The sequence below is a fragment of the Streptomyces sp. 2A115 genome (genome assembly GCF_052245575.1).
GTDB lineage: Bacteria > Actinomycetota > Actinomycetes > Streptomycetales > Streptomycetaceae > Streptomyces.
The window spans coordinates 65,895-87,932 of record NZ_JBQQCG010000017.1 but is presented as its reverse complement, the minus strand read 5'-3'; the positions used below and the strand labels follow the sequence as shown (position 1 = coordinate 87,932).

The following is a 22,038-nucleotide window of genomic DNA, read 5'->3' as shown; positions in this document are numbered from 1 at the left end:
AGGACCGGCTTCCCGCCTCAACTCCTCGTCGCCATACGCCTGTACGACCGCCGCGGCCGCGCTGTGCTCCGGCAGCGACAGCGACAGCGGCGTCATCCAAAGGGGCGGACAGGGCCACAGCGGACTTCGCCTCCGCCGCTCACTGCGAGGTCGACCGGGGCCCACCGCAGCACGGCCGAACAGGTGAGGTCGACCATGGCTGCCGTGGAGTCGGTGCTCACCGGGACGTTGGAACGCGCTCGGATGCGGGAATCGGCCGTGTCCACGGCCCTGAGGGTCCGGGGACCGAGGCAGCGTGTCGGCCGGGCCCAGCCCACCGATGGAGGCGAGGAGGAACCTAGTAGGTGGTCACCAGGGGCTTCGTCTCGTCGACCACGTACGTGGAGAGCATCATCGTGGTCACCGTGCCGACGTTGCGGGCGTTGTGGATGACGCCGTTCGGGATGAAGAACGGGTCACCCGTGCACAGCCGGAGAGGCGGCCTGTCGTCGAACTCCATCAGGACGTCGCCGCGGATGATGTATCCGACCTCGACACCGGGATGGCTGTGACGGCCCGACTCCTTGTGCTGGGGAATCTGCACGAGCGTCTGCACTGCCTCCCAGCCCTTGGCGGGCGAGGGGTGTTCTTGAAGCAGGGTGCGTGTGACGCCTGCGGTCGGATCCGAGTCCGCGGCCGCCGCGGTCGAAGACAGAGCGGCTGCGCCGAGCGCGCCGGCCGCCGCGGCACCGCTGGTACGAAGAAGGGAGCGGCGATCGATCATCACATGTCCTTTCAGTCGGTAGGCAACAAAGCCGACCAGACAGGCAGAAGGTTCTTTCCGACGCAAAGCAATCACATGTCTCAGTAGACACACAAGGGCGGAAGCCGGCCACCTTCACACATGTGCACACACACGCGCGCGGGCAACCGGAGAGCGACGGCATCGCGCGCACAAACCTCCCGGCCGTATAGCGCATGTCTGCAGGCCGTATATCCGCACCCACTAGGCTGAGTCGACACGTGGGCATCACACCTGCTTCGGTCCGGTCCCGCGTCCTTGCACACACCCTTGCAACAGAGGAAAGCACGTGAAGCACAGAAATCGACGGACGTTTCTAGGCCTGGCAGGCGCTGCGACGGCGGGTGCCGCGCTCTACGCGACGACGAACCTGCTCGGCGACGAAGAGGCGACAGCCGCGTCCGGCCCCCTGGACGGGGCGTCACGGCCGTCCACGACGAAGCTGACGCCCTTCAAGGACGCGTTGCGCGTTCCGCCCACGCTGCGGCCCAAGAAGGACGGCACAACGGAGATCCCGCTGGTGGAGAGGCGGCTCCGGCTGCACTCCCAGATGCCTCCCACACCACTGTGGACCTACGACGGCCACTTCCCCGGCCCCACCATCGAGGTGGAGCGGGGCCGGCGCACCCGCATCGCCTGGGCCAACCGACTGCGCGGCACGCACCCGGTCAAGGCGGTCTGGACCCTGCCGGCCGGCGCGGCCCCGGGGCTGGAGCCGCTCAACAGGCCGGGCTCCCAGGGGGCGATCGGCAGGCCCGAGGTCGACGACCTCGTCGCCTACACCTCCGTACACCTGCATGGCGGGCACCAGCATGCGACCAGTGACGGCGCTCCGGACTCGGGTGTCACGTACGGGGGCTCGCAGCTGTCGGAGTACCCGAACGACCTGGCCGCGGCGCACCTCTTCTACCACGACCACGCCATGCCGGTCACCGCGCTGAACGTAATGTCAGGGCTGATGGGGCACTACATCGTCCGGGACGAGGCCGAGGAGCGGCTGGACCTTCCGCGCGGCGTCTACGAGATCCCGCTGGCCCTGGCCGACGTCAACTTCGACACGGACTCCGCGGGGCGGCTCGACGGCCGCATCCTCGCCAAGAGGGTTTCGCTGGGGAAGCCGGTGCCGGGCGAACTGCCCACCGCCGTCGGCTTCTTCGGCCCGTACACCATGGTCAACGGCGTGGTGTGGCCGTATCTGTCGGTTCAGGCGCGCGCCTACCGCTTCCGCATCGTCAACTCCGCGCTGAGCAGGGCCTACCGGCTGGTCGTGATCGACGAGGAGACCGGCAAGGCGGTGCCGAACGCCATGAAGCTGATCGGCACCGACCTGGGCCTGCTCGGCAAGCCCCAGGTGATCGAGGAGGCGCTGACCCTCAATCCCGGGGAGCGCGCGGACGTCGTCGTCGACTTCGCGGCCTTCGCCGGCAAACGGCTGAAACTGGTCAACACGGTGCCGGGCGCGCCCGCCGGAGTGCCCGTGCCGCCGGCGAACATACCGTTCCCCGACGTCATGCAGTTCCGGGTGGCACGGCAGGCCAAGTCGCCGTACAAGGCGCCCGCCACGCTGTCGCACGACTTCAAGCGGCTGACGACCGCGGACGCCCCCAAGGGGGCCGTGGAGCGCTTCGTGGTGGTCGCGTTCGACAAGACCCGGACCATGCCGCAGATGTGGGAGATGCAGGAGGCCGACGGCTCCACCAAGCAGGGAGACGGCGTCGTCCGGGTCAAGCTCGCCGGGGGCACGAAGACCCTGCGCCGAGTGGGAACGGCCTTCGAGGACACCACCACCTTCTTCGGCTCCTCCGGCGCCTGGGAGAAGTGGACGTTCCTCAGCCTCGCGCCGGCCGGCGGCCCGCCGATCGTCCACCCCATGCACATCCACCTGATGAACTTCCAGGTCGTGGACCGGCGTTCGGTCGACGCCGCCGGCATGGACTTCACCCTGGGCGGCACCACCAAGCCGCTCGAACTGGGCGCCGCGCTGCCCGTCGCGCCGGAGGAGAGCGGCTGGAAGGACACCTTCGCCCTCGCCACGAACACGGCCGTCACGGTGCTGGGGCGGTACGGCGCGCTCAGCGGCCGGTTCATGTACCACTGCCACATCCTCGACCACGAGGACGAGGGCATGATGCGGCCGCTGGTGATCATGCCGCCGTCCGTGCTCACCATGCACCACATGATGCAGTCCATGAACATGGGCGGCATGGACATGAGCGGTACGCAAACACATCACGCCAGGCGCACACATCACTGAGCCTGGTGTGAACGCTTCTGTTCCGCCTCTCGTTTGAACCTATGCCGACGGCCGCGGTGGACCGTCGGCAGCGGTGACACGAGGGGAACACCCGATGGAAGACGACGGCCTGAGGTTCTTCGTGCTGGGGCGTGTGAGCGCCCGGTGCGACGGCGTGGAGGTGGACCTCGGGTCGCCTCAGCAGCGTGCCACCCTCGCCGCGCTGCTCCTCGGCGACGGCAGACGCGCCTCGATGGACAGCCTGGTCGACGCGCTGTGGGGTCCGGTCGCACCGCCCACGGCACCGGCCGTGATCCGCACCTACGTGTCGCGGCTGCGCACCGCCCTGGGCGCGTCCGGCCCTTCGGTCATCGAGACGACCTGTCGCGGTTACGCCCTGTCGGCCGTCCGTCTCGACCTGGACGAGTTCCGCGCCGGTGTGTCCCGCGCCAGGAACCTGGCGGCACAGGGCGATCTGCCGCGGGCGGTGGCTGTGCTGCGCCAGGGGCTCGCGCTGTGGTCCGGCGAGCCCCTGGCGGGTGTCGACGCTCCGTTCGCCGGCCGCCACCGGGCCGTGCTGGAGGAACTGCGGCTGGCAGCCCTGGAGGAGTGCCTGGCGCTGGAGGTGTCCTCCGGCGCGCACCGCGAGGCCGCTGTGGAGCTGTCCGTCCTGATGGACCGCAACCCGCTGCGGGAGCGGCCGCGCGAGCTGTTCATGCTGGCGCTGTACCGGTCCGGGCGGCGGACCGAGGCGCTGGAGGCGTACGACGCCGGGCGGCGGCTGCTCGCCGACGAACTGGGCATCGACCCCGGGCCCGGTCTGCGCGAGTTGCACCAGCGTGTTCTGGAGGACGATCGCAGGCTGCTGTCGACGCCGGAATCCGGCGCCGGCGGGCGGCCCGGACAGGTGGCGGGCTCCTGGACAAGTCCCTCCCAACTTCCGCCCACGCTCCCGGTCTTCGCCGGGCGCACGGAGGAACTGGCGCGGCTGGACGCCCTGCTGGAGGAAAGCGCGGCGGAACCGCGCGCCACGGCTCTCGTCGCGATCGACGGCATGTCCGGGGTGGGCAAGACGACGCTGGCCGTGCGGTGGGCGCACCGCGTGGCGGACCGCTTCCCCGACGGGCGGCTCCATCTGGACTTGCGGGGCTTCGGTGGCGGCGGGCCCGCGATGAGCCTCGCCGAGGCCCTGCACGCGCTGCTGGTCGCCCTGGGGGTGCCCGGGGACGATGTACCGGAGGGACTCGCCGCGCGGACGGGCCTGTACCGCAGTCTGTTGACCGGCCGACGGGTCCTCGTGGTGCTGGACAACGTGCCCGCCGCCCAGGACGTCGGCCCCCTCCTTCCCGGCGACGGGGGCAGCTGTGTGGTCGTCACCAGCAGGACCTGTCTCGCCGGACTCGTCGCCAGCCACGGCGCCCGTCTGCTGTCGCTGGGGCTGCCGAGCCGGGCCGACGCCCGCGCGCTCTTCGTCGGCCGGGTCGGGGCGGAGCGCGCCGGACGGGAGCCGGAGGCCGTCGACGCCATCGTGGCGGGATGCGGACGACTGCCGCAGGCGCTGGCGGCCGTCGCGGCGCACACGGTGTCCCGCGGTTCCTTCCCGCTGGCGCGGATGGCCGCCGAACTGCCCACCGGGCCGAGCGGGGTGAGCGAGCTGGGCCACCGGTACGACGGCGCGCTGCGGGACGCGTTCTCGTGGTCCTTCGACCGGCTGAGTACACCGGCGCGGCACCTGCTCGCACTGCTCGCCCGCCGCGGGGACGCGGAGTTCTCCCGGTCTGCCGCGGCGGCCCTGAGCGGTGAGCCGGAGGAGACGGTACGGTTGCTGCTCGCCGAACTGGCGGACGCGCAGCTGCTGACGGAGTATCTGCCCGGGCACCACCGGCTGCACGCCCTGGTCCGGGTGTACGCCGTCGAGCACGGCCGAGGACCCGGACGTCCGCTGTCCGACCGGTCGACTCCGTCCACCCGGGCCGTCGGTGTCGTCCGGTCCGGCGCGTCGCGCTGACCGGACCGGTCAGGCGGTGGGAACCGTCAGCACGACGTCATGGACGACCGGCTCCTCCTCCACCACGATCGGGGACGTCTGGGACTCGTAGCCGTCGGCGGAGGTGATCAGGACGTACGGTCCGGTGGCCGGGGCGTCCAGCGTGTAGGAGCCGTCGGGCCGGACGGCCGACCGGCTCAGCACGCGGCCCTCCACGGAGGTCAGCGTGACCGCGCCCCGCGGGACGGGCGCGCTCTCGACGCCGCGGACGCGGCCGCGGACCGGGATCCCGCCGGGCGCCCCGGCGACCCCCTCGGCGTCCTGCACGGTCCGGGCTGCCTGGGCCGCCTGGACCAGGCCGCTGGAGGCGCGCAGCGGGACCTCCTTGATGAACAGCGTCACCAGGAAGGCGATCAGGGCGACCGGAGCGACGTACAGGAAGATGTCGCCGATGCCGTGGCCGTAGGCGCTCTCCAGCCAGGTGCGCACCGGGGCGGGCAGCAGGGCGAGGTCGGGCAGTTCGCCGCCGCCGGAGGCCTTGGCGGCCGTCGCCCGGTCCTGCGGGCCCAGCTGGGCGATGGTGTCGCGGGCGTAGTGGCCGATCCGGGTGGTGAGGACCGAGCCGAGCACCGAGACGCCCACCGCGCCGCCGAGGGACCGGAAGAAGGTCACCGTGGAGGACGCGGCGCCCAGGTCGCCCGGGGACACCTGGTTCTGCGTGGCCAGCACGAGGTTCTGGAGCGTCATGCCGACGCCGAGGCCCATCAGCACCATGCAGAGCGCGATGAACAAGTACGGGGTGTCGTGGCGGAGCATGCCCAGCAGAGCCAGGCCCGCCGTCAGCAGGACACCGCCCGCCAGCAGCCAGCTCTTCCACCTGCCGGTGCGGGTGATGATCCGGCCGGAGACCGTGGAGGAGACGAACAGGCCCGCGATGAAGGGGATCGTCATGACGCCCGACATGGTCGGGGAGTCGCCGCGCGCCAGTTGGAAGTACTGGCTGAAGAAGACGGTGCCCGCGAACAACGCGATGCCGGAGAACAGGGAGGCGAGGGAGGCGAGGGTGATGGTGCGGTTGCGGAACAGCCGCAGCGGGATGATCGGTTCGCTCGCCTTCGTCTCGACGAACAGGAAGATCGCCGTCAGCACGATCGACGCGCCGACCAGCGTGTACGTCTGCCAGGACAGCCAGTCGTACTTGTTGTCGGCGAAGGTGACCCAGATCAGCAGGGCGCAGACGGCCGCGGTGACGAAGAAGGCGCCGGCCCAGTCGACCTTGACCTGGCGCTTGAGCACCGGCAGGTTCAGCGTCCGCTGGAGCACGACCAGCGCGATGAGCGCGAACGGGATGCCGACGAACAGACACCAGCGCCAGCCGAGCCAGCTGGTGTCGGTGATGACACCGCCGAGCAGCGGGCCGCCGACGGTGGCGACGGCGAAGGTGGCGCCCAGGTAGCCGGAGTAGCGCCCGCGCTCGCGCGGGGAGATCATCGCGGCCAGCACAACCTGCGCCAGCGCGGACAGACCGCCGCCGCCCAGGCCCTGGATGACACGGGCGCCGATCAGCGTCGTGGGGTTCTGCGCCAGCCCGGCCACCAGGGAACCGACGGCGTAGATGATCAGGGCCGACTGCACCAGGATCTTCTTGCTGAACTGGTCCGCGAGCTTGCCCCACAGCGGGGTGGAGGCGGTGACTGCCAGCAGCGACGCGGTGACGACCCAGGTATAGGCGCTCTGGCCGCCGCCGAGGTCGCCGATGATCTTCGGCAGCGCGTTGGTGACGACGGTCGAGGACAGGATGGCGGCGAAGAGGCCGAGCAGCAGTCCGGACAGGGCGCGCATGATCTGCGCGTGTGTCATCGGAGCGTGCGCGGCATCTCCTCCGTGGTGGGCGTGTGCCCGCACACCTGCTCGTGGGGTGGTTGTCATGAGGTTTCTTTCCTTATGTGGTGACAGCGGGTGTACGGCAGGAGTGGGCGTCCTCGGGCGGCTCGGCGTACGAGTCCTGTGCGGTCCACAGGTCGTCGAAGCTCGCCCGGAGCCGGGACAGGAGCCACGTCAGCCGGCGGACGTCCTCGTCGCTCCAGTCGCCCAGCCGCCGGGCGAGCAACTGGGCGGCGCGATCGGACAGTTCAGCGAGCTGCGTCCGGCCCTCGGGAGTCAGGCGCAGGATGCGCGAGCGCCGGTCGGCGGGATCGGGGCTGCGGTCGATCCAGCCCTGCGCGGCCAGGTGCGCGACGTGTCGGCTGGTGACCGACATGTCGACGGCGAGCAGCTCCGCGAGCCTGCCGATACGCATGTCGCCGTCGCGGTCGAGCAGCGCCAGCACCATGGCGGATCCGCTGGAGGCACCGTTCGGAAGGGCCCGGTCCAGCTTCCGCCGCACGGAGCCGACCGCGCTCAGCTGGCGCATCAGCTCCTCGTACTGAGCGTTCTCGGACACATGTACCTCCAATATCATTGCCCAGGGCAACCATGGGGTTTCTCGATGCCTTGTGCAAGTGTTTCAGGTGTGCGTCACATACGCTCGCTGAGATATGTGTTTCGTCTCCGCCGGTCAGCGCAGGATCCGGCGGGAGACGTTGGTGGTCACCAGGTCGAGCAGTTCCTCGCCCCGGCCGGACAGGATGGTGCGGATCGCGTAGAGGGTGAAGCCCTTGGCCTGCTCCCCCGTGATCGCGGGCGGAACGGAGAGCTCCTGACGTGCGGTCATGACCTCGACCAGCGCCGGGCCGTCGTGGGCGAAGGCACCCTTCAGCGCGTCCTCCAGGTCGCCGGGCCGTTCGACCCGGCGCGTCCACAGCCCGATCGCGGCGGCGACCTCGGCGAGCTGCGGATTGTCCAGCTCTGTCGCGTAGTTGACGATGCCGGCCGCCTTCATCTCCAGCTCGACGAAGTTCAGCGAGCCGTTGTTGAAGACGACGATCTTGGCGGGCAGGTGGTTCTGCCGGAGGGTGAACAGCTCCCCGAGCAGCATGGTGAGCCCGCCGTCGCCCGACAGCGAGACGACCTGACGACCCGGGTACGCCGCCTGCGCGCCCACGGCGAGCGGCAGCGCGCAGGCCATGCTGCCGTGGTTGAACGAACCGAGCAGCCGCCGCTGCCCGTTGAAGGTCAGATAGCGGGCCGCCCACACCACCGGGGAGCCCACGTCGACGGTGAAGACCGCGTCCCGGTCCGCGAGCCGGTCGATGGTGCGCGCCACGAACTGAGGGTGGATCGGGGTGCGTTCGCGGTCGTTGACGGCGAGCGCGTCCAGCGACTTCCGGGTGCGGGCGTAGTGGGCGAGGGCCTCGTCGAGGTGCTTGCGCCCCTTCTTGACGCTCAGCAGCGGCAGCAGCGCGGGCAGGGTGTCCCGCACACTGCCGACGAGGGGCAGGTCGACATGGGTGCGCCGGCCGATCTGCTCGCCGCGGATGTCCAGCTGGATCACCTTCGCGCCGCGCGGATAGAACTGCCGGTAGGGGAAGTCGGTGCCCAGCATGAGCAGGGTGTCGGCCTCCTCGATCGCCTTGTAGCCGGAGGCGAAACCGAGCAGTCCGGTGAGGCCGACGTCGTACGGGTTGTCGTACTCCACGTACTCCTTGCCACGCAGGGCGTGCACGATCGGGGCCTTGAGGGTCTCGGCGAGCCGGACCAGGTCGTCGTGGGCTCCGGCCGCACCGGCGCCGGCCAGGATCGTCACCCGCTGTCCGTCGTTCAGCAGCGCGGCGGCCTCGCTCAGGGCGTCGTCGTCCGGGCGGACGACGGTCCCGGTCGGGCGTACGACAGTGGGGGCCAGGTCCCGGCCGGTCTTGGCGAGGAAGATCTCGCCGGGTACGACCACGACCGCCACTCCCCTGCGCTCGACGGCCGCCCGCATGGCCGTCTCCAGGATGCGCGGCCCGGACTCCGGGCTGGTGACGACCTCCGCGTAGACGCTGCACTCGGCGAACAGCTCCTGCGGGCGGGTCTCCTGGAAGTAGCCGGAGCCGATCTCGCCGCCGGGGATCTGGGCGGCGATGGCGAGGACCGGCACACGGCTGCGCTGGGCGTCGAAGAGCCCGTTGATCAGGTGCAGGTTGCCCGGACCGCAGCTGCCGACGCAGACGTTGAGCTGTCCGGTCAGCCCGGCCTCGGCCGCCGCCGCGAAGGCGGCGCTCTCCTCGTGCCGCACATGCACCCAGTCGACGCCGTCGTCGCGGCGTATGGAGTCCGTCAGACCGTTGAGCGAGTCACCGGGCAGGCCGTACAGACGGCGCACACCGGAGGCCTTGAGCGAGGCGATGACGTGGTCGGCGAAGGTGGGCATGCGGGTTGCCTTTCGTCGGTCGTGAGCGTGTCCGTTCAGCCTCCGGGACCGACATTGCGCACACATCCGTCGAATGACTGCGTAATCGGCGCCGGGGCGCCTTCGGCCACTGGGTCGGACGACTGGGAGGGCTCCGGCCCCTCGCACCTCGTAGGGCAGACAGGCCGCGCGGGACCCGTTCGGCGCGGGTGTCGTCCTCACCGAGTTCGACGCCGTGCCGCGCGTCCTCGGGCCGGTGGCAACTGCCGGGCTGTACGCGCGCGTCACCGGTGACCACCGCTACAACGCCTTCGCCCCCCCGGCAGCGCGGCTGGATCTTCGGCGCCAACCCCTGGGGCACCGGCTTCGCCATCGGCGCGGACGAGACGTACGCGCACTGCCCTGAGAACCAGGTGGCGAACCTCGCCATGAACCGCACCGGGCCGGGGCATCCCGCGGAACGCCGTGGCCAATGGCCCCAGCAGCCGGACCTGTTGGGCGACCGCGACCTGGAGAGGCTCGACAACATGGTCCGTGCCCGCCGAGCCGTCCGGAGACCGGTGGTCCGACTTCGACGGGCATGGTGCCGGCTACGTCGACGACGTGGCCGCCTGGCAGACGGTCGAACCGGCGGACGACTTTACGGCGACCGCCCTTCTCGCCCTCTCCCGCACCGCGGACACGACGGTCACAGAACGGCGCTGAGGAAGGTGATGGCCGCCAGTTGGCGTGTCTTCCGGGTGTACTCCTCCGCCTGACGGTCCGGCTCCCGCCGGTCGTTGCAGTTGACCCGGCGGAGCAGCTCCTCGATGGCCTCCTGCTCCTTGCCCGGACGGCCCGGGAAGAGGGGGTGTTCGTAGGTGTTCATGACCTGCCCTGTTGACGGTGGGTGTTCAGCGATGGATGCGATACGGACCTGCACCTGAGTGCTACAGCCCCAGGTCGAGAGCCAGACACGAGGAGGTGCGCCACGTGCCCGTGTCCTCGGATGAGGTGTTCGCCCCGCCGCTCGGCGCGGACTCGGCCGCTTCGGTCATGTCCTCGTAGCGGATGCGCTCGGGCAGTTTGCCGAAGCGCGCACGCCGTGTCACCGCGGCGGTGTCCATCGTGGCTTCCTGGTTCATGACCAGCCTCCACTTCGTGGATCGTGGACGGTCCCGTCGGTCGACGGGACCGGTTTCATGCTGCATCCGAATTCGTCACCTGTCAAGCAGGTGACGAACGGTATGTGTGAGCTGCGTGACCGGCTGACATGCCCGGAGACTCCGGCACACCGACTTCGCCGGCGGCATCCTTCACATTTCACACCGGCCAGGAAACCTGTGTGAGCCCATGCACACATGTGCAATGCTCGACGGCCGCTCCGACCGTCCCGGACGTCACACATGACGGGTGGTAGTGTGCGCGCCGATCTTCTTCTCACACGTTTCTTTACTCGGACCTTGGGATTCCATGAGCAACTCGACAGAGGAAACACAGCAGAGGGCTGCCTTCGCACCGGGAGGCCGGCGTCGGCACCGCAAGACGAAACAGGGCGGCTCAGGGGTCCGGCGTGCCGTCGTGCTCGCGATCGCGGTGCCCATGGCCTCGGCCGCGCTGGCGGGGCCCTCGGCCTTCGCCGCCTCCGGCAACGGCGCGACGGGCACGGCGGCCGACGCGACCGAGGGTGTCGACGCCGACGACCAGCAGATGGCCGCGAATCTGGACACCCGGGTGCTCGACCAGCGGCTGGGCTCCGACGTGAGCGGGGTGGTGCTCGACGCGGACTCCGACAGCACCCTGTGGGACCACGACGGTTCCACCGCGCTGATGCCGGCCTCCAACGTCAAGCTGGCCACGTCGACCGCCGCGCTGACGGTGCTGGGCCCGGAGCACCGGTTCACCACCAAGGTGGTCTACGGCGACGGCGCCCTGACCCTCGTCGGCGGCGGCGACCGCACCCTGACCAGCGCCGACCTCGCCGAGCTGGCGCAGACCGCGGTCGCCGGGCTGAAGAAGGCGGGCCTGACCTCGGTGAAGGTCGCCGTGGACGACAGCCTGTTCCCCGCGCCAACCCTGGCCGACGGCTGGAACGAGGGTTACTACCCGGACTCCGTCGCCCCTGTCCGCGCCCTGGTCGTCGACGGACGCGGCGTCCAGGACACCTCCATCGACGCCGGGCAGACGTTCGCCAAGCTGCTCGCCGAGGACGGCATCACCGTCGACGGCGACGTCACACGCGGTACGGCAGCCCGCACCGCCGTGCCCGTCGCACGCCACAAGTCGACCCCGCTGGCGGACATCGTCAAGAAGATGCTCAAGACCAGCGACAACAACATCGCCGAGACCCTGCTGCGGATGACCGCCGTGGGTGCGGGACGCCCCGCCACCTTCGAGGGCGGCGCCGAGGTCGTACGCCAGGTGCTCAGCCATCGCTACGGCGTCTCCCTCGACCACTTCGAGATCCACGACGGCAGCGGCCTGTCCCGGACCGACCGCATCCCGGCGGCCACCCTCGCGCAGATCCTCGAACTGCTCACGGAGCCCCGTTACGCGCACACTCTGGGCTCCATCCTGGACGGCCTGCCGGTGGCCGGTGAGGCGGGCTCCACCCTCGGCCCGGAGTGGGGCCGGTTCGACGACCCGAACTCCCAGTGCGCGGTCGGCAAGGTGCAGGCGAAGACCGGCACCCTCACCGGTGCCGTCGCCCTGAGCGGTCTGACCCGGACCGAGGACGGCGAATGGCGGGTGTTCTCCTTCATCGAGAACGGCTCCACGGCCGCTCCGAACGACATCAAGGACGCGATGGACGGCCTCGCCGCGACCGTGAACGGCTGCTGGGTCTAACCGGGTTCAGGACCGGTACGACACACCGAGACGCCGCCCGACCGTGAGGTCGGACGGCGTTCGTGTGCGCCCACTTTCCCCGGTATCAGTCACATGTCGCACGTCGTGGGGGTGAACCGGAACGGCGGCGGACTCGCTCTATGTGTGGCAGGACCGAACCGCCCCGGGTGACCGGTCCGACCTCCGCAACTCTGCCTCCCACGCTCCGGCTCCGCTGGAAAGGAACCCATGAAGCCTCCACACACGCCCCGGTCGGCGGGAGACCTCCCCAAGAGAGTCCCGGGAAGCGCCCGGTCGGTCAGTACCGGTTCCGAGGCCGCTCAGGACGGCGCCACGTCCGGTGACGCGAAGCCGGCCGCATCGGGGAGCAGCGGTCGTCCGCCCGACACGGCCGGGACAGGCGCCTCCCTGCCCCGGCTCACCCAGATCTCCTCGCTCGGGTCGCGGGGGAACACCGGCCGGGGTGCCGACGCCCCGGACACCAGCCCCACGCCGGCCGCCGTCGTACCGCTCGAACCGGTTGCCGCCCGACGCACCGGGGACAAGGCCCGGCGCGAGGGGTTCCGTGGTGCGCTCGCCGTCGTGGGCATCGTGGGACTGCTTTCGGTGGGCGGCGTCCTGCTGACCCTGGGCCTGGCCGGCGGTCATGACGACGACAAGCGCGACGAGGTGTCGGCGGCCGTCGACTCCGGTGACTACGGCACAGACGTCGTCGACGGGCTCGGCGGTGTGCCTGCACCTTCGGTGAGCGCGTCCGGTACCGGCGCCGGCAAGGAGCCCGACGGTTCCGGGAAGCCCACACCCGCCCCGCCCAAAAGCAGTGCGCAGAGAGAGGACAGGCACGCCACCGCCCCGGCGAAGGACACGGCCGGGTCCGGCGCGACCGCCCCGGCCGAGGCGCCGGGTGTGAACGTGTTCAGCCACGCCTCGCAGCGCTGCGTGGACATCGTGGGCGGCAGGGCCGTAGAGGGGGCGAAACTGATGATCTGGGACTGCTCGGAATCCACCTCGCAGCGCTGGACCTTCACAGGCGGGACCATGCGCGCACTCGGCATGTGCGTGCAGCTCGCGGGAGGCGCGACGGCCGACGGGGCGGACCTCGAACTCGGTTCCTGCAACGGGAGTTCTACGCAGCGGTTCGTACTGAACCACCGCCACGACCTGGTGAGCACGCCCGCCGACAAGTGCACGGACGTACGGGACAACGGTACGGCGAACGGAACTCGGCTCCAGCTGTGGTCCTGTTCCGGCGGTGTCAACCAGAAGTGGTCCACGTCCTGAGCACCCGCGGGCGGCCCGAGCCCGGTGCCGGTGGAGCCGCGAGGGTCAGGGCCACAGCCCGGGGACTGATCTGAGCCGGCACTCTTGGCCCTCGGCTCTGTTCGTCTCCTGTGGCAGTCGGGGCTGCCGCTGAACCTCACAGCGGGCGGAACACGTTTCTTCAGTGTCCCCGGGTGTCGCCCGCCGAATCCCCCGGCGACGGCCCGCTGTCCGGCCTGCCGCATGTGGCTTCCTTGTCCCGAAGAGCCGGAAGACCGACGGCGCCGGCACCCCGGCCGCAGCGGCGACGGCACGTGTCGACACCGCGTCCGGGCCGCCCTCCTCCAGCAGCTCGGCGCCGACCAGGACGACTACCGAATCACCGATTCACCCGAAGGAGCCTTGAGCCATGGATCGTCATCACTCAGCGAGTTCCACGCCCTCCGCAGACCCGGAGCAAGCCGGGAACAAGGTCTACGACGTGATCGTCGTCGGGGGCGGCTCGGCCGGCTGTGTCCTCGCCGCCCGGCTGACGGAGGACGCCGATGTCCGCGTCCTGCTTCTGGAGGCGGGCACCGCCACCGCCGAGCTGCCGGAGGCAGTGGCCCACCCGCCGGCCTGGCTCGCCCTGGGCGAGACCCCGGCCAACTGGGGCGACACGACCGTCCCCCAGCACTCCGGCTCCCCCCTGGACGGACCCGGCCCCCGCATCATGCTGCCGCGCGGCAAGGGCCTCGGCGGTTCGTCGGCCATCAACGCCATGGTCTTCGCCCGCGGCCACCGCACCGGTTACGACAGGTGGATCGAACACGGCGCCAAGGGCTGGACCTTCGACGACCTGCTCCCCTATTTCCAGCGCACCGAGACCGCCGTCAACGGCGCCCGGGGCCGCGGCACCTCAGGTCCGCTGACCGTCGCGCCGACGGCCGAGCCCAACGAGGTCCTGCTCGCCTGCCTCGACGGGGCGGTCGAGACCGGACACCGCCGGGCACACGACATCAGCGGCGGCCTGGAGGAGGGCTTCGCCCCCGTCGACCTCAACATCGTCGACGGGCACCGGCAGAGCGCCGCCGACGCCTACCTCACCCCCGCACTCGACCGCCCCAACCTCGACGTGATCACGAGGGCGACGGCACACCGGCTGCTCTTCGACGGCCGTCGGTGCACGGGGGTCGAATACGGCGTCGACGGCCGCGTGTTCACCGTGCGCGCTGTGCGCGAGGTCGTCGTCACGGCCGGTGCCATCGGCTCCGCCCAGCTCCTGCTGTGCTCCGGAGTCGGACCCGAGCAGGAGCTGCTCAAGGCCGGCGTGGAGGTCTTCCACAAGCTGCCCGGCGTGGGCCGCAACCTGCACGACCACCCCATCGTCGGCCTCGTCCACCGCACCCGTCGCACGGTACTCCCGGCGCGCGGCAACCACGCCGAGATCATCGGTCTGCTGCGCAGCGCACCCGAGCTCGACGGCCCCGACCTCCAGATCCTCTTCGTCGACCTCCCGCTCCCCAACCCGGTCGCCCCGGTGGAGAACGGCTTCACCATCGGGGTCTCGCCCCTGCTGCCCCACAGCCGTGGCACCCTGCGGATCACCTCGTCCGACCCGTACGCGGCGCCGGTGCTCGACCCGGCCTACTTCACGGACGAACGGGATATCCGCGTCACGCTGTCAGGCATCGAGACGGCGCGCGCGATAGCCCGCGCCTCGGCGCCGGCGTCCTGGGGAACCGAGGAGGTCGCCCCGGGGCCGGATGTCACGGACACGGAGTCACTCGCCGCGTACGCCCGTACGGCCTTCCAGTCCTACTGCCACCCCGTCGGCACCTGCGCGCTGGGCGAGGACGAGGTCTCCGTGGTGGACTCCGCGCTGCGGGTGCGAGGGCTGGAAGGGCTGCGCGTGGCCGACGGCTCCGTCATCCCCTCGATCCCGTCCAACAACACCAACGCGACCGTCTACGCCATCGCGGAGCGCGCCGCCGAGTTCATACGCGAATCCGCCTGACACACGTAGGCCTCGTGGAGCAGAACGACGACCTCCACCACGCCCCCACCGACGTCGGTGTCCTGGTCGGAGCGAGCCCAAGAGATCGCCCGCGGCATCGGTCTGCCGCAGGACGCGGCGTCCCTGCCCCGTCGGTCCCTGACCGATCCCCTCGATTGGGTCAATCCGGTGTCGCTTACCGCCGATCGGCAGTCAAACGACTGATCCATGACAGACCGGCGACTTCGACAATGGGGACGCTGGCGACAATCCGGAAAGGAACCGCACACCCATGACCGTCATAGACAGCCCACTGCCGGACAAAGAGCGCGAGATCGCGGGGAGCGCCCTGCAGGCGACCCTGGTCGACCTGCTCGATCTCTCCCTGGTGGCCAAGCAGGCGCACTGGAACCTCTACGGGCCGCGCTTCCGCTCCGTCCACCTGCAGCTCGACGAGGTGGTCACCACCGCGCGCGAGTACGCCGACACGGTGGCCGAACGCGCCGCCGCGCTGGGGGTCAGTCCGGACGGGCGGGCCGCCACCATCGCCGCCACCAGCGGTGTGCCCGACTTCGCGGCGGGCTGGACCAAGGACGTCGACGCCATCGACGCTCTGGTGCGGACGTTCTCCGCCGTCATCGAACGAGTGCGGGAACGCATCGGGGTGACCGGTCCGGCGGACGCCGTGACAGAGGATCTACTGATCGGCCTGACCGCCGAACTGGAGAAGCAGAGCTGGATGTTCCAGGCCGAGAACCGCAGTTGAGGGATGCGGGGACGGTTCCATATGAGAGGGCCGTCCCCGCTGGGACATATGTGCGAGGCGCCCGCGGCAGGGCCTCTCACCTTCGGCGGCGTACCCGCAGGGCGGCTGCCTTGACGCGGTTCCCGCAGGCCTGCATCGCACACCACTCCCGTCTGCGGCCCCGGGAGCGGTCGAGGTAGATGTGCGTGCAGTCGGGGTGTCCGCACTCGCGCAGCAGCGCCGCATCCCCGCCGGCGGTGATCTCGACCGCCTCGCGGGCGAGCTCGGTGAGGGCCTGGGAGGTCATGCCGGAACGGCTGGTCCCCGCGGAGCCCAGGCGCATCGCCACCGGCACCCCGGCGGCCTGCCGGTTCACCGTGGCGACCGCCCCGGCGGGCAGGGGACGGTCGACAAGACGAGCGCTGACCAGTGAGTAGATCGCCTCCCGCAGCCCCATCGCCGCGCGAAGGTCCGCCTGGTCGGATCCGGGCCTCTCGTCGAGCAGCCCGGACTCGACGAACCAGGAGTCGAGCAGCACGGGAGAGCCGATCCGCTCGATCGGAACCGGCGCCCGCCGCTCCTGCAGGGTGCCCACGAAGTCGAGCGTGGGCGTCCCGCACGGAAACGCATGCCTCACGTGACCCTCCTGACAGGTGAGTGGACCCTCTCCGGAGTAACCATCTTGACAGGTGACGAGGCCTCATGGGAATCTTTCGTCACCAGTCAGAACGGTTACTTCCCGGTGAGGAAATCCCATGGCAGTCGTGCGGTTCCATCTCGTCTCCCAGCTCGGCCCGAAGGATGTGCTGGAGGTACTGACCGACTTCAGCCCCGCGCGCGCCGAGGTCTGGCCCACGATCGACGCCGCACACTTCGAGGTCCACGAACTCGGCGACACCTGGGCCGAGGTCACCGAGGGGACCGCCGCCGCCTGGGAGCGCGCACGCTACGAGTGGGAGCCGGCCGGTGGCACGGTCACCATCACCACGCTCGACTCCAAGCTCTTCGGGGCCGGCGGCGGCTGGGTCTTCCGGATGACACCCGAGGGCGACGGCACCCGGGTCGACGTCGAGCTGACGCGGCAGCCGAGCACGGTCAAGGGCAAGATGCTCGCCGCGCTCCTTCCCCTGGCCGCTCCCGCGTCCCTGCGCAAGTCCTTCGCGGGGCCCCTGCAGGCGAAGTGACGCGCACCCGGCACCTGATCCGAAGGGCCATCGGTGCAGGACGGCTCACACGATGAGGGGCCGACAGCGTGAGCTGTCGGCCCCTTCGTCATGTTCCCCGCACATGGCCCCAGTCGGTCACTTGTCGAGGTGGGGTCACTTGTCGAGGTTGGTGGTGAAGTAATCGGTGAGCTTCTCGACGGCGGGGTCGATGTATTCGCGCTTGTCGTAGAGGTCGACGTGGCCGGCGCCGGGGGCCTCGCCTGGAACCCCGCCGCCGCGGAGCCGGCCTCGGATGTCAGGCGCCGGTGTTGAGCACCGGTTCGTCGTCGTACACCTTGGTCACCTCGACGTTCAGCACGGTGGCGATCCGACCGAACGACCAGTAGTAACCGGCCACTTGCAGCACCTCGACCAGTTCGCGGTCGCTGAGGAACCGGCGGGCCTCGGCGAAGACCTCGTCGGAGACACGTGGGTGCCGCACCACCTCTGCGGTGAACTGGATGAGGGCACGGTCGGCCTCGGACAGCTCCGGGCTGTCGATCTGCCGCTCGCGGACGAGCTGACGGGTCCGCTCGTCGACACCGGCCGACTGTGCCATGGGGTCGTGCTGGGCCGCGACGAACGTGCCGTCTGTGTGGGCGGCGACGGTGAGGATCACCAGTTCGCGCGCGCGGGCCGACAGTTCGAGCGCGGTGAACAGTGTCCTGGCGAACTCGACGAACGGCTTCACGGTGCCCGCCGAGTGGGACATCATCTTGACCATCGGGTCGGGCGGCAGCTTGCCGAGGAACGTGGCGACCTCGTCCGGGAACGAGGCGGGGGCCGGGTCGGTGAGACGGGGCATGGTGGTCCTCCGATCGTGGGTGGCTCAGACGGTTCGGGCGGGCTCGACGTCGAAACCCGTCTCGCTCAGGTGCCGGAAGCGGCCGTCCTCGGCGAGGGTGCCGAAGATCGCGATCTCCCGGGTCTGGGTGGTGCCGTTCCTCAGGGTGATGCGGAAGACGTGCCGCTCGGCGTAGGTGTCGCCGTCGGTCACCTCGTCGAGCACGGTGACCGTGCCTCCGGTGACCTGGCCGCGGATGTTCGCGACCATCTGCGTGAACTCGTCGCGGTTCAGCGTCTTTCCGTCACTGCGGTGCGTGTACTCCGGGGCGTAGTAGCGGTCGAGGACCTGGTGCAGTTCCAGCGCGGGGTCGGGCTCGAAGACCAGGGCGCGGAGGGCGTCGGAGATACGTACATGACTCATCGTGGGTGTGTCCTTCGGTTGTGAATGAACGCCACAAGCGGACCCGAGGGTCCGATAACCATCATACCGGACCCTTGGGTCCACTTATGGCCGCCGCGGTGACCCCAGACAGGTCACGGGAAACACACGGGGCAGGCCAGAACAGTCCACCGCTCACACGTGACAAACACTTCGAATTCATGCTCTGATTCCCAGTGCGGCGATCATTTGGAAACGTGTGCGCTGAGCAGGCAAGTGAGTCCGGACCCGCTGGACGCGGTGAAGGAGGAGTTCAAGGACCGTACCGAGGGCCTCGCACAGGCCTCCATGATCTCGGACAGATACCAGCCTCCACCGTACGAGCCACCGGCCGACTTCCTGAAAGCGACCGGACAGACCTGGCCGCCCCAGAACACGACCTGGCCGGCGAGAGAGGTATCCCGGCCGGTCGGCTTTCGGCCTCCGCAGCCAATTGACTTACGTCACCTCCCGAGCGGCGCGTTCGACGCCTCCCGGCGCCGCTCCGTGGACGCCGAGGCGCTGCCACCCCCCTCAGAGGTGACGCAGTTTGACCGTCAAGTGACCGATGTGCGGGTTCTGTTCTCGGCGAAGAGTGGTAGACGCAGACTTCGTCCGACGGAGGGGAACTCCTGTCATGCACCGCGATCAGTCACCCCTGCAGGCGCGTTCGGCGCCCGAGCTTGTGCCTTCGCTGTTCCTGGACCTCGACCAGATGCTCGACGAGTTCACCCCGCTGCCGATACGTGCGGAGTTCCGTTTCGACCCGGACATGCCAGCCGTGATCACGGTCGAGTTCCTGGCGGAACGAGGACCGAGTCTCATCTGGCGCATCGGCCGCGAGCTCCTGCATCACGGCCTGACGTCGATGAGCGGTTGCGCCGATGTACGGATGTGGCCGGCGCTACCCAGGGAGCGGCCCTCCTCCTGGCTGCTTCTCGAATCACAGGAGGTGGAGGCCCTGTTCGAGGTGCCCGCCGCGCCGCTGGCGGAGTGGCTCGACGCGACCTACCGGATCACCTCGGCCGAGGCGGAGATGGACGGCCTGAACTGGGACGGCTTCCTCATGGAGTTGCTCGACGGCCCGGCGGCACCGCCCGAATGACCGCGACCGCGTGCGCACACGGATGACTTGCTTCTCATTGCGTCACCTGTCAGAGTGGTGACGCACAGGGTTGCAGTCGTCGGCCCGGTGTGTGGCCGACGGCACACGTATGCCGCCCCGGGCACCCGATGACAACGCTTTGCCGCAGGCCGCGAGTGCGCGGCGGACGAGGAGGAATGACGTGAGGACCAGCAACCCGATCTTTTCCCGCTGGGGTGCCGCCCGTGACGCCGGCGCGGCGGATGCCCACGCGCGCCGACCGGTGGGCACCACGGTCGGAAGCCGACCGACGGACGACTACGCGACCAACCCCTACGCCCCCGGTGCCGACACGTCACCGCGGACCGACGGGACCGCGGTGACGATGGACGACGTCATCGTCCGCACCGGGACGACGCTCGGCACCGTGGCCCTGACGGCGGTGCTGTCCTGGCTCCTGCTGCCCGTCGACGAGGCGAACATGGGCCGGTCCTACGGCATCGCCTTGGGCGCGGCTCTCGTCGCCTTCGCCCTGTCGATGGTCCAGGCCTTCAAGCGGACGCCGTCCCCGGGACTGATCCTCGGGTACGCCGCGTTCGAGGGTGTCTTCCTCGGCGTGCTCTCCAGCACGATCTCGACCTACGTCGCGCCAGGTGTGGTCGTCCAGGCGGTGCTCGGCACCTTCGCGGTGTCCGCGGGTGTGCTCGTCGCGTACCGGATGCGCTGGATCCGCGTGACCCAGAGGTTCACCGGGTTCCTGGCCGCCGCCGCGACCGGCTTCCTCCTGCTGCTCGTCGCCGACCTCCTCTTCTCCGCCTTCGGCGCGGGCAACGGGCTCGGCTTCCACAGCGGCGGCCTCGGCATCCTCTTCGGCGTCATCGGCATCCTGCTCGGCGCGGCCTTCCTCGCGCTGGACTTCAGGCAGGTCGAGGACGCTGTCGCCAACGGTGCCCCCCGCGAGGAGGCGTGGCTGGCCGCCTTCGGTCTCACCATGACACTGGTGTGGATCTACCTGGAGGTGCTGCGCGTGCTGACCATCTTCAATAGCGACAACTGAGTTCTCTGCCGCCGGAGGGGGCACGCGCACCGCGCGTGCCCCCTCCGGCGTGTCCGTGCACCGGTCCGCCCCCTGAACCCGTTCCGGCGACCCGGCTCGTCCTCATGACGACGACCGGACCGCCGGAACGGGAGAGACGCGTCATGAGCCCGACGAGGAGTGCCCGTACCAGGACGGCGGGGTCGCCTCGATCCCGCTCCCAAGGCGGACGCCCCCGCGCGGTACGCCCGGCTGCGGGAGTTCGGGCCCGTCCTTCGGGCCGAGTCCCACTTGGCCCGAAGGGCTGGGCGGAACTCGACCCGAAGGGCTGGGCGGAACTCGGCCACGACATGGCCTGGGATGCGTTGGCTCACCGCCCTGCTGCAACACACCGATCAGCTACGGCTGTTGCGCGAGCGGCCCGGAGGGATGCCGATCCCCGGGGGGCGTGATCGTCGCCGCTCCCGGTGCGGCAGGGCGCGACGCCCCGCAGGCCGAGGACGACGCCCCGTCCGTTCTCGACGTGACCCGGCCGGCCCCCGTCGGCTGGCCTTCGGACACGGCATCCACCACTGCCGGGGCGCCCCGCTCGCCCGCCTGGAGACGACCATCGCCCTTCGCACCCTGCTCTCCCGCGTGTCCGAACTCGAACTCCCCTCCCCGGCGGCCCTCTTGGAGTGGATCGGCTCCGGCGTCATCCACGGCGAGCTGTCCCTCCCGGTGCGCTACCGCGTCGGCTGACGACATGAGAAACGTCCTGGCCCGCGTCGTAGAGACGCGGGCCAGGACGGAACAGATGGGGTACGGCCGTCAGACGGTCCGGGTGCGCAGCTGGCGGGCCTTCCAGCCCAGCAGGCCCGCCTGGACGACGAAGAACACCCCGCCACCCGTGGCGTAGACGGACAGTACGTCGAGCGAGGGATCGCTGCCCGCGGCCTGGATGTTGTAGAAGATGCCGACGACGAAGGACAGTCCGCCCGCGATCAGCATCGGCCACTGCTTGCCCAGCTCGGGGCCGCGCCGCTTGAGCCCGACGGCCACCTGGGCGGCGCCGGATATGACGGCCCAGGCACCGAACACATGGAGCACCGGCGCCACGCCACCGGCCCCGGCGATACCGACCGCGATGGCGGCGAGCGTGCTCAGCGCCCCGTTGAACGCCGTGACCCGGCGCTCCGATCCGTCGGGGAGGGCCCGGTAGTCGATCAGCGAGGACACCGCGTCGATCAGCGGGTAGACGACCAGCAGCGTGATCGCCACGGCGTCGACGTTCTCGTGGGCTCCTGCGAACGCCAGGGCCCACGCCACGGCCAGGACACCACGGCCCAGGTACAGCCTCAGCAGGGAGAAGCGTTCGTCCGTGGCGGCCGCCGGAAGCGCCGGCGTCGATGTCTGCGTGCTCATGTGGGTTCGGCCTTTCTCAGGTAAGGGG

The 22,038-nt window shown here is 70.2% G+C and carries 22 protein-coding genes and 1 pseudogene; 11 read left to right on the top strand and 12 right to left on the bottom strand.

Features of this window, described 5'->3' with window-relative positions:
- Window positions 1–337: 337 nt before the first annotated feature.
- Window positions 338–763, bottom strand: coding sequence for a cupin domain-containing protein (locus tag ACTWQR_RS17335; protein ID WP_443227976.1), 426 nt, complete (start codon window positions 761–763; stop codon window positions 338–340).
- A 307-nt stretch (window positions 764–1,070) separates the two neighbouring features.
- Between ACTWQR_RS17335 and ACTWQR_RS17330 the strand changes: the two genes are divergently transcribed.
- Window positions 1,071–3,035 carry a multicopper oxidase family protein gene (locus ACTWQR_RS17330; RefSeq protein WP_443227975.1) on the top strand — a complete coding sequence of 655 codons (1,965 nt, stop codon included), beginning with the start codon at window positions 1,071–1,073 and terminating at the stop codon, window positions 3,033–3,035.
- 94 nt (window positions 3,036–3,129) lie between these two features.
- Window positions 3,130–5,022: a BTAD domain-containing putative transcriptional regulator gene (locus ACTWQR_RS17325; protein WP_443227974.1), complete on the top strand. Its 1,893-nt coding sequence runs from the start codon at window positions 3,130–3,132 to the stop codon at window positions 5,020–5,022.
- A gap of 9 nt (window positions 5,023–5,031) precedes the next feature.
- Here ACTWQR_RS17325 and ACTWQR_RS17320 read toward each other — a convergent pair whose 3' ends face one another.
- The 3 genes from ACTWQR_RS17320 to poxB all read right to left on the bottom strand — a co-directional run bounded on the left by ACTWQR_RS17320 (window position 5,032) and on the right by poxB (window position 9,292).
- Complete coding sequence (locus ACTWQR_RS17320) at window positions 5,032–6,930, bottom strand: MFS transporter (RefSeq protein WP_443227973.1); 1,899 nt, start codon at window positions 6,928–6,930, stop codon at window positions 5,032–5,034.
- Between the two features lie 13 nt (window positions 6,931–6,943).
- Window positions 6,944–7,444 (bottom strand): MarR family winged helix-turn-helix transcriptional regulator, encoded by a 501-nt coding sequence (locus ACTWQR_RS17315; protein ID WP_443227972.1) that lies wholly within the window; start codon window positions 7,442–7,444, stop codon window positions 6,944–6,946.
- 114 nt (window positions 7,445–7,558) lie between these two features.
- Window positions 7,559–9,292, bottom strand: a complete 1,734-nt coding sequence (poxB, locus tag ACTWQR_RS17310; RefSeq protein ID WP_443227971.1) for a ubiquinone-dependent pyruvate dehydrogenase — start codon at window positions 9,290–9,292, stop codon at window positions 7,559–7,561.
- Between the two features lie 513 nt (window positions 9,293–9,805).
- Here poxB and ACTWQR_RS17305 point away from each other — a divergent pair.
- Window positions 9,806–9,976, top strand: coding sequence for a hypothetical protein (locus tag ACTWQR_RS17305; RefSeq protein WP_443227970.1), 171 nt, complete (start codon window positions 9,806–9,808; stop codon window positions 9,974–9,976).
- Here ACTWQR_RS17305 and ACTWQR_RS17300 read toward each other — a convergent pair.
- Complete coding sequence (locus ACTWQR_RS17300) at window positions 9,960–10,139, bottom strand: hypothetical protein (RefSeq protein ID WP_443227969.1); 180 nt, start codon at window positions 10,137–10,139, stop codon at window positions 9,960–9,962. The two genes, ACTWQR_RS17305 and ACTWQR_RS17300, sit on opposite strands and share 17 nt — an antisense overlap.
- A 61-nt stretch (window positions 10,140–10,200) precedes the next feature.
- Window positions 10,201–10,395: a hypothetical protein gene (locus tag ACTWQR_RS17295; protein ID WP_443227968.1), complete on the bottom strand. Its 195-nt coding sequence runs from the start codon at window positions 10,393–10,395 to the stop codon at window positions 10,201–10,203.
- 328 nt (window positions 10,396–10,723) lie between these two features.
- Between ACTWQR_RS17295 and dacB the strand changes: the two genes are divergently transcribed.
- Together dacB and ACTWQR_RS17285 are read left to right on the top strand one after the other, a co-directional pair.
- Entirely contained in the window at window positions 10,724–12,097 is a 1,374-nt protein-coding gene (dacB, locus tag ACTWQR_RS17290; protein WP_443227967.1) for a D-alanyl-D-alanine carboxypeptidase/D-alanyl-D-alanine endopeptidase, read from the top strand.
- Window positions 12,098–12,325: 228 nt separating this feature from the next.
- Window positions 12,326–13,378, top strand: a complete 1,053-nt coding sequence (locus ACTWQR_RS17285; RefSeq protein WP_443227966.1) for a ricin-type beta-trefoil lectin domain protein — start codon at window positions 12,326–12,328, stop codon at window positions 13,376–13,378.
- 45 nt (window positions 13,379–13,423) lie between these two features.
- On the opposite strand, the gene ACTWQR_RS17280 is transcribed toward ACTWQR_RS17285, so the two are convergent.
- A complete protein-coding gene (locus ACTWQR_RS17280; RefSeq protein WP_443228023.1) occupies window positions 13,424–13,705 on the bottom strand; it encodes a TetR family transcriptional regulator in 282 nt (93 codons plus the stop codon).
- 61 nt (window positions 13,706–13,766) lie between these two features.
- Here ACTWQR_RS17280 and ACTWQR_RS17275 point away from each other — a divergent pair, with 61 nt between their 5' ends.
- Window positions 13,767–15,353 carry a GMC family oxidoreductase gene (locus tag ACTWQR_RS17275; RefSeq protein WP_443227965.1) on the top strand — a complete coding sequence of 529 codons (1,587 nt, stop codon included), beginning with the start codon at window positions 13,767–13,769 and terminating at the stop codon, window positions 15,351–15,353.
- Window positions 15,354–15,624: 271 nt separating this feature from the next.
- Window positions 15,625–16,098 carry a Dps family protein gene (locus tag ACTWQR_RS17270; protein ID WP_443227964.1) on the top strand — a complete coding sequence of 158 codons (474 nt, stop codon included), beginning with the start codon at window positions 15,625–15,627 and terminating at the stop codon, window positions 16,096–16,098.
- Window positions 16,099–16,174: 76 nt separating this feature from the next.
- On the opposite strand, the gene ACTWQR_RS17265 is transcribed toward ACTWQR_RS17270, so the two are convergent.
- Window positions 16,175–16,714, bottom strand: a complete 540-nt coding sequence (locus ACTWQR_RS17265) for a CGNR zinc finger domain-containing protein (RefSeq protein ID WP_443227963.1) — start codon at window positions 16,712–16,714, stop codon at window positions 16,175–16,177.
- 118 nt (window positions 16,715–16,832) lie between these two features.
- Between ACTWQR_RS17265 and ACTWQR_RS17260 the strand changes: the two genes are divergently transcribed.
- Window positions 16,833–17,261, top strand: a complete 429-nt coding sequence (locus ACTWQR_RS17260; RefSeq protein ID WP_443227962.1) for a hypothetical protein — start codon at window positions 16,833–16,835, stop codon at window positions 17,259–17,261.
- Between the two features lie 135 nt (window positions 17,262–17,396).
- Here ACTWQR_RS17260 and ACTWQR_RS17255 read toward each other — a convergent pair.
- From ACTWQR_RS17255 to ACTWQR_RS17245, 3 genes and pseudogenes are all read right to left on the bottom strand, one after another.
- Window positions 17,397–17,492: pseudogene (locus ACTWQR_RS17255) on the bottom strand (alpha/beta hydrolase); the annotation flags it as partial.
- Between the two features lie 46 nt (window positions 17,493–17,538).
- A complete protein-coding gene (locus ACTWQR_RS17250) occupies window positions 17,539–18,087 on the bottom strand; it encodes a carboxymuconolactone decarboxylase family protein (protein ID WP_443227961.1) in 549 nt (182 codons plus the stop codon).
- Between the two features lie 24 nt (window positions 18,088–18,111).
- Window positions 18,112–18,489 carry a nuclear transport factor 2 family protein gene (locus tag ACTWQR_RS17245; RefSeq protein ID WP_443227960.1) on the bottom strand — a complete coding sequence of 126 codons (378 nt, stop codon included), beginning with the start codon at window positions 18,487–18,489 and terminating at the stop codon, window positions 18,112–18,114.
- 634 nt (window positions 18,490–19,123) lie between these two features.
- Between ACTWQR_RS17245 and ACTWQR_RS17240 the strand changes: the two genes are divergently transcribed.
- The 3 genes from ACTWQR_RS17240 to ACTWQR_RS17230 all read left to right on the top strand — a co-directional run bounded on the left by ACTWQR_RS17240 (window position 19,124) and on the right by ACTWQR_RS17230 (window position 21,347).
- A complete protein-coding gene (locus ACTWQR_RS17240; RefSeq protein ID WP_443227959.1) occupies window positions 19,124–19,591 on the top strand; it encodes an SsgA family sporulation/cell division regulator in 468 nt (155 codons plus the stop codon).
- A 181-nt stretch (window positions 19,592–19,772) separates the two neighbouring features.
- Entirely contained in the window at window positions 19,773–20,627 is an 855-nt protein-coding gene (locus ACTWQR_RS17235) for a Bax inhibitor-1/YccA family protein (protein ID WP_443227958.1), read from the top strand.
- 339 nt (window positions 20,628–20,966) lie between these two features.
- Window positions 20,967–21,347 carry a hypothetical protein gene (locus tag ACTWQR_RS17230; RefSeq protein ID WP_443227957.1) on the top strand — a complete coding sequence of 127 codons (381 nt, stop codon included), beginning with the start codon at window positions 20,967–20,969 and terminating at the stop codon, window positions 21,345–21,347.
- A 69-nt stretch (window positions 21,348–21,416) separates the two neighbouring features.
- On the opposite strand, the gene ACTWQR_RS17225 is transcribed toward ACTWQR_RS17230, so the two are convergent.
- A complete protein-coding gene (locus ACTWQR_RS17225; protein WP_443227956.1) occupies window positions 21,417–22,010 on the bottom strand; it encodes a DUF308 domain-containing protein in 594 nt (197 codons plus the stop codon).
- Window positions 22,011–22,038: the final 28 nt, after the last annotated feature.